Genomic DNA, 7,014 nt, shown 5'->3' with positions numbered 1-7,014 from the left:
CTGAGGATTTTCGGGTAAACGGTGATGAGAGTGCCAAAATTCTTTGAGATCAATTGTTTCTGATGCTGGTATAGTTTCGGGTTTAGTGTGATAGGAAGTAACCGGGTTAAGAGGAATTTGTTCCTCTTGGATGGAGGAGGAAAGAAGCTTACCGAGGGGAGTTTTTGCTAACTCTTGCAGTAATTTTTGACGAGAGATACCCCGTAATTCAAATAAGAGGAAAGGATCCTGATCTAATTGGGAAGCAACGAGGTAATAAACTCCAGCAATATGTTTACAGGGATTTTCCCAATCGGGACAGGAACAATTAGTGATAAAATCCTTTTGACTGTGGGGTAATAAGTGTAGATTCAGATCGCTAAATGCTTCATCAATATTATCGGGAACTTCTTTGAGCAGCAGTTTAGAGATCATACTCGCTCTTGAACCAAGATTATATAAAGCTTGTGACCACTCTGCTTTAGTAATTGGTTTAATCTCGATACTCACCCTATACAAAGGTTCTTTGTAAACTCCAAAGTAGGGATTAATGGAACCTCGCACCTGAGCAGTAATTAAATTACCATCAATTTTATAATTCTTGACTTTATCATTTTTTGCGTAGGAACGTCCTCGACTCAAGCGCGCTGAGTCAGTAAATTCCTCTAATGCTTCTATAAAGCGTTGTCCCCACCAAGTTTTACTAAATTTATTCATGGGTTTACCTCGATTAAATAATTGTCTGTTTATTCAATGCGATTAACTGACGAAAACTTTCGTTATCTAATTCCGTTAACCAGGATTCATCATTACTAACAATAGCATTAGCTACCTTTTTCTTTTCCTCGATCATTTCATCAATTCTTTCCTCTAAGGTTCCCAAAGTGACAAATTTATGCACGAAAACATTTTTTTGTTGACCAATTCTAAAAGCGCGATCGGTTGCTTGATTTTCTACCGCAGGATTCCACCAACGATCAAAATGAAAAACATGATTTGCTTTGGTTAAAGTAATCCCCACCCCCCCAGCTTTTAAGGATAAAATAAATACGGAAGGTTCTGTTTCGGGATGTTGAAATTCTTCGATCATTTGTTCTCGTTTTGGTTGAGAAGTCCCCCCGTGAAGATAATAAGTATTATAGCGAAAAGTTTGTTTCAGGTACTTTTGTAAGGAGTCCCCGATTTCAGTAAATTGAGTGAAAATTAGCAAACTATCTCCCTCTAAAATTACTTCTTCTAGCATTTCTCCCAAACGCTCTAACTTATGCGATCGCTCAGGAGTAAAAGCGCTGTTATCCTGTAAAAATTGACGCGGGTGATTACAAATTTGTTTCAAGCGCATCAGGGTAGATAAAATTAATCCTTTGCGTTTTATTCCCTCCGCTTCTTCTAATTGTTTTTCCACTTCTTTGATAACAACTTCATAGAGAGAAGCTTGTTCTTTAGTTAAATTACAATACTGTTTGTTTTCCACTTTGTCAGGCAAATCTTTAATTATCTGCTTATCGGTTTTTACCCGACGCAGAATAAAAGGTTCCACTAATTTTTTGAGAACCGTGGACTGGAGACGATCATTTTGTTTTTGGATTGGCACTTCAAACGCTTTACGAAATTGAGTTTCTTTACCTAAATAACCGGGATTAAGGAAGTTAAAAATTGACCATAAATCAAGCAGTCTATTTTCCACAGGAGTTCCCGTTAATGCGAGACGATGTTGTGCAGATAAACTCAAGATTGCTTTAGTTTGTGCTGCTTTAGGATTTTTGATATTTTGTGCTTCATCAATTACCAAACGTTGCCAAGATTGTGAGTTAAATAATTTCAAATCCTTGCGAACTAGGGTAAAAGAAGTAATGACGATATCCTTTTGACTAGCTACTGTCTGAAATTCGCTCTCATCTTGATAGCGCTTACTACCATGATGAATTAAAACCTGAAGATGGGGGGCAAATTTTTCAATTTCTTTTGCCCAATTTCCCACCACAGAAGTGGGTGCGACTAGCAGAGTTGGTAAAACATTATTATCTCCCTCTCTTTCCCCAACCAATCTAGCAATTACCTGTAGAGTTTTTCCTAATCCCATATCGTCAGCAAGACAACCATTTAAACCCAATTGTTCCAGGTATTGAATCCAAGCAACCCCGCGCTTTTGGTACTCCCGCAGCGTTCCTTGTAATTGGGGAGGATTTTCGATCGGTTCTAGTTGACTAGGATTTTGTAATTTCTCTAGCATAGAACCCAAAAAATCATCGGTTTCAACAATAATTTCCTCTGGGGATTCGGCAGCTTTTTTCATTAATTCAATCAGATTCATCTCAGGATTTTCCTGCTGATATTTCTGCCAAAAATCCAGCATTTGCTGCATTTTATTTTGTTCTAATTCTACCCATTGACCTCGAAATTTAACTAGGGGTGTTTTGGTGTTAATTAATTGTTGCCATTCCTCTTGACTAATAGTTTCTTCACCGATGGCTAATTCATATTGATATTCAATGATGTTTTCGAGGCTAAAAATCCCTTTACTAACGGGGGTAGATTTGCCCGATTTAGAAGTAGTTTTTAGCCGAACTTTGGCGCGCTGACGACCTTGGGGAGTCCACCAAGCGGGAATAATCACTTTATATCCCGCATCTTCTAAAATCCAAGCAGTTTCTTTCAAGAAAGTAAAAGCTTCTGTAAGATTGAGAGAAAATCCCGTCGGTTTATCCGTTTCTAATCCTTGCCAAATAGGGGGATAAATACGGGCAGCATAACCCAAACTTAGTAAAATATTTTTGTCTAAATCTTGACCAAAATGCGCTCGTATGCTTGTTCTAGTTTCGGGGACTGCATACCAATATTCGTCTAATTCTAATCGCAGGGAGGGGTCTTGTTTAGAGATGAGGATAAAGGTAATTTGCCACTGTTCAATATTATCTTCTGGTGCTTCCGTTAGTTTAAAACCAAGGCTAAAACTAGATATATTTTGGTCTCCTAGTAATTGCTGTCTCCAAGTTTGCCACTGTTGATATTTTTCTAAGGCAGCGGCAGTTTGCAGAAATCCAGCAGCTTTAGTCACAGAGAGGCAGTCACCTATAATTGTCTCGCCAATTTTTTTATCAAAACTGGCAGGAATTGCCGTATTAGTGACAATTTCATTGAGGAGACATTCGGAGAAGTGCCGGAGTAGGGTTTTGGGATCGTATAATTGTGGTGAAGCATGGGGATTTTCAGCACCAGCAAGACAAATGCGGGGAAGATATTCGAGATAGCGATCGAGATTGGTTTCGTAGGTTGCTGATATAATTTCCCAAAGAGGGTAGATGGCAAAGTTAGCGGTTTTCTTGTTATTTGTGGCTAATTCTCGATATTTAAAAGCAGGAATATAGTTATCTTTGAGAATTATTTCTTTAAAAGCTTGACTGTAGTGATACCAAAAAAGTAGATCTGCACCTAACTGAATCTCTGAGGAGTTGTAAAGACAGATAAAGTGCAGATCATTGAGCAGTTTAAGTACAGGACTAAGAGGATAACAATCAATTTGCCAAGATTGCCATTGGCTATTTTCTGGGGGTTCTTTTTCTAGATAACGCAGTAATTCTAAGGATGGTAAAGGTTGATTCTCGTGACTAGGTAAAAGAAAGTAGCGGGGGACAAATTGCCGACTAAGAGGATTATAGTTCGATTGAACTATTCCTAACTCTCCAGTGAGAAAGCTAGTTAATTCTTCTTTGCTTAACTGAAAAGGATGATAATTATCAGCAGTGGTGCGACTCTTTTTCGGGGTGCTAGTTTCTCCCCAAAGATAAAAGCTACCCTTCTGAATAAATTCATCCGTTGATTGGGGAATCCAAGTACCGTGAAGAATTTTCATGGTTTTTAATGAGTACAAAAGAACTTAAATGAGGGCAATACTTAGCCTCTAGAAAAATTGTAGCGATTATGGGAGGATTCTCCACACTTTTTTGTCTCTTTGCGAACCCAGAAGTCCTCTGGATAAGAGAAAAAGGTTAATATAGCTTCTAGGACAAAAAACCATTGAGAAGACGTGAGCAACGGTTTTTTGAGCTTAAAGCTTATCCCTATATGGGTTTAAAGCTATTTTTGTTCTAGGTTTTGTTGAGGTTCCACTAAGAGGGATGTCTAATTATATCAATTCTCCAAAATCCGGCTACAGCAGTTCGATCCCCCTGCCTTCGTCTCCCTTAAAATGGGAAAAAGGGGAAAAGGGGAACTTAAATTCGATAATTCGATCTGTAGTTTTTATGGGTGAGAATTAGTATTAATTCACTTTTACCCAAATACTGCGGAAATATTTTTCGGGATTATTTTTATCGATAATATCTTTACAGGGAGTATTACCAACTCGCTCGATTGTACCATCATCGCTTAAAATCTGAAAGCGATCTTTGAGATGCGGATAAAACAACAAAGCTTCTGGACGAAAACCGTCAGGGAATTGCAGTGATTCTATCTTTTCTGGTGCATCTTCTTTTTTTCCTGACCAAGTATAGAAAACAAATTGATCCCCTCCATGAAATTCTCCGGCAATAATTAAATATACTTCTAAAGCTGGCCAAAATTCAATACTCCGAATTCCTAATCCTCCCAAATCTAACAAGATAGTATCACCAAATTCGGCCTGAGCATTGCTGGAATTAATAACTAAACTTTGAGGATTTTTTAGAGTCAATAAAAGAGCTTTATCGTTTGGTATAGGATTACGAAAACCGATTAAGATATTTCCGTCTGGAGTTGCCGTTAAACCTTCAATATTTAATCCTCCTTCAGCTTTAGGAGCTTTGGTTTCTGCTGTTTTGAAATCAAATATTTTAGCCAAGTCAGAGTCTTCGATAATATCGCGCAAGACTAACTGAGTATAAGACTCACCCACTTGAACTATACTAGAGCCGTCATGGGTAATTTTACTGGCAAAAAATTGATGACGAGGGAGTTTTCGTTCAGCATTTTTATTGCGTCCATGAGAAGTAATCCAATAGATTATGTCATTTAGTACAGCTACCCCCTCCAAGTCGATTTCTTTTCTTTCCTTATTTTTAGGATTGTTTTTTAGCCAACTATTAATGTCAATTGTTTCCAGTGCTTTTCCCGACTCTTGAGAGGAATAAATCCAGAGAAAATTACCTAATTTTGGATCCGCCTCATCATTACCAACAACAAATTTATTTTCTCCTAAAGCAGTGGATGCAGAAGCATCACAAATTCCTTGATGTTTGATTTCTTGGATAATAGAAAATTTGAGAGATTGCATGATTGTATTCTCCTTGTTAACTGGAAAAGTGAGGACTAAGAAAATTATAGGCGATAGAGGAGAAAAAGACAAGAAATGACTAGAAATAATCTCAGAAAGGACTGGTTTGAATAACTAATTTCTCCTAAGTTCAAAAATTTGTCGAGTGTCATAATTAGAGTACCAAGACTTTCTAAGATTATATCAAATAACAACTGTTTTTGCTATCTTTTTTGAATGTACTATTGCACTCTATGTCTTTATATACATAGACTTGAGCTACTTTTTTCTTGGATTGTTTTCATTAGATTTAATTTATTGCTTGTTGAGATGAGGTACTCTTGCACTCTTGCAGCAGTAAAGGGATTGGAGGAGATTCAGCTAATCTAAGGATAGGTGGTTAAAATGCGTCTTAGCTTATCCATGTCTTGATTCAGCAACGCCAAGTAGGCAATGACTGGTAGAAAAGTTTACAAGCATCCCTTGTGAACTTGCTTTAAAAAGGATAAGTTACCCTAGTATAATGGATAACTTATAGTTAATTTTAATATTGAACTATTACAAAAAGCAGTGACATAAACTAAAGGTTATTAATTCTGCCAAGTATTTCGATTGTTCTACCCAAAAGGTTTAGAAAACCAATCGTATCATCAAGTTTTTTGATTTCTTTATTGATAGCATCTATTCCTTCATTTAGTTCAATTTCATTAGCTTCTAGTTCACTAACTAAAATACGAGCAATATTGATACTAGTTTCACTGACAAGTCTTTTCCACTCTGTACGAAACTGCTTAAATTGCCTTTTTTGGTCATCATCAGGAAATTTACCCAAAATACCGGGGATAGTCAATTGGTTTTGAATTTCACTTATTTTATCCAGAAATTCTTGCCGTTCCTCAAGTAATTTTTGTTTATTAGTATTTGTGTTCATTGTCTTTTACTCCTGTGGTCATCTTGTTTTGGTTGATTGATCTTTTTAAATCTTCCGATACGTTGATGAGAGATTCGATCTCAGATAATAAAGCATTGGCACGTCCAATAGTAAATCGGTCTTCTAAGAGCAATTTAAAAGATTCTTTAAAAGATTCTGTTGCTTTAGTTGCGTCATCTAACCCTTGAACTGAAAGAGTCATCGTTCTAATTTGTCTGCGTCTAATTATCCAATCATCGGGTTTTTCAATTGGTTGTTCAGCAGCAAATGCGGGTAAAACAGAGCGCTCATCTTTCAGGTTTTGAATATCCTTTAAATCAGTTTTAATCTGACTGGTAAGCAGTTTCAGTAAAGCCTCCTGTAGGGCAATTTCTCGATAAATTGCTTCCTTCCTTGCCTCTAATTCTTTTCTTAGTTCACCCTTGATTTTTTGACTTAGGATAATCTCAGGAATCGAAGGCACAGGAATTGAACCAACTCTAGGGTTAGCCTGAATACTGTTACTGATACCATTTAACTGTTTAAAAATATTATCAGTCGCTTTTCTCGCTTCTTGAGGAGCATTAGAAGTGGCTAAATCTTCTAAGGCAAAAAAGTATTCTTTTAATAGACGGTTGTGTTGACGTATTTCGGCAATCAAAGTGAGCCACTCATCATCTTCTTTGGTAGTCTCAGCATAGTTACGACTGTCTCTATCTTGATTCTGTAAATCATTGGCAATCAAATTTTCTGAACTGGCATCCACAAAATAATCACGGCTCTTCGGTAATTGTTATGCAAATAATTAACTTAAAATAAAATTCGATGAGAGTACCTACGCTCAAAAATAGCTGAAACCCATACAGGCAAAAATTTTAGGCACAAACAGGTTAAT

At 36.9% G+C, this 7,014-nt stretch carries 5 protein-coding genes; all 5 read right to left on the bottom strand.

The window, feature by feature from the left end; translation table 11 throughout:
- On the bottom strand, positions 1–696 hold a 696-nt coding region (locus tag EWV84_RS19020), incomplete at its 3' end, for an SWIM zinc finger family protein (protein ID WP_287079348.1).
- Positions 697–709: 13 nt separating this feature from the next.
- The gene (locus EWV84_RS19015) at positions 710–3,832 is read right to left on the bottom strand and encodes a DEAD/DEAH box helicase (protein WP_287079347.1); all 3,123 of its coding nucleotides are present in this window, start codon (positions 3,830–3,832) and stop codon (positions 710–712) included.
- 408 nt (positions 3,833–4,240) lie between these two features.
- The gene (locus EWV84_RS19010) at positions 4,241–5,230 is read right to left on the bottom strand and encodes a DUF3616 domain-containing protein (RefSeq protein ID WP_287079346.1); all 990 of its coding nucleotides are present in this window, start codon (positions 5,228–5,230) and stop codon (positions 4,241–4,243) included.
- 559 nt (positions 5,231–5,789) lie between these two features.
- A complete protein-coding gene (locus tag EWV84_RS19005; protein WP_287079345.1) occupies positions 5,790–6,140 on the bottom strand; it encodes a hypothetical protein in 351 nt (116 codons plus the stop codon).
- Positions 6,124–6,885, bottom strand: coding sequence for a hypothetical protein (locus tag EWV84_RS19000; protein WP_287079344.1), 762 nt, complete (start codon positions 6,883–6,885; stop codon positions 6,124–6,126). Before EWV84_RS19000 ends, EWV84_RS19005 begins: the two co-directional genes overlap by 17 nt.
- Positions 6,886–7,014 lie beyond the last annotated feature (129 nt).

The organism is Microcystis sp. M_QC_C_20170808_M3Col (genome assembly GCF_007095505.1).
Classification (GTDB): Bacteria; Cyanobacteriota; Cyanobacteriia; order Cyanobacteriales; family Microcystaceae; genus Microcystis.
The sequence above is the reverse complement of the archived record's forward strand: the minus strand, read 5'-3'. Positions and strand labels throughout refer to the sequence as shown.

Excerpts from the sequence above, each read along its gene's own strand:
- EWV84_RS19015 (WP_287079347.1), bottom strand. The coding sequence starts at position 3,832 with ATGAAAATTCTTCACGGTACTTGGATTCCCCAATCAACGGATGAATTT.
- EWV84_RS19005 (WP_287079345.1), bottom strand. The coding sequence starts at position 6,140 with ATGAACACAAATACTAATAAACAAAAATTACTTGAGGAACGGCAAGAA.
- EWV84_RS19010 (WP_287079346.1), bottom strand. The coding sequence starts at position 5,230 with ATGCAATCTCTCAAATTTTCTATTATCCAAGAAATCAAACATCAAGGA.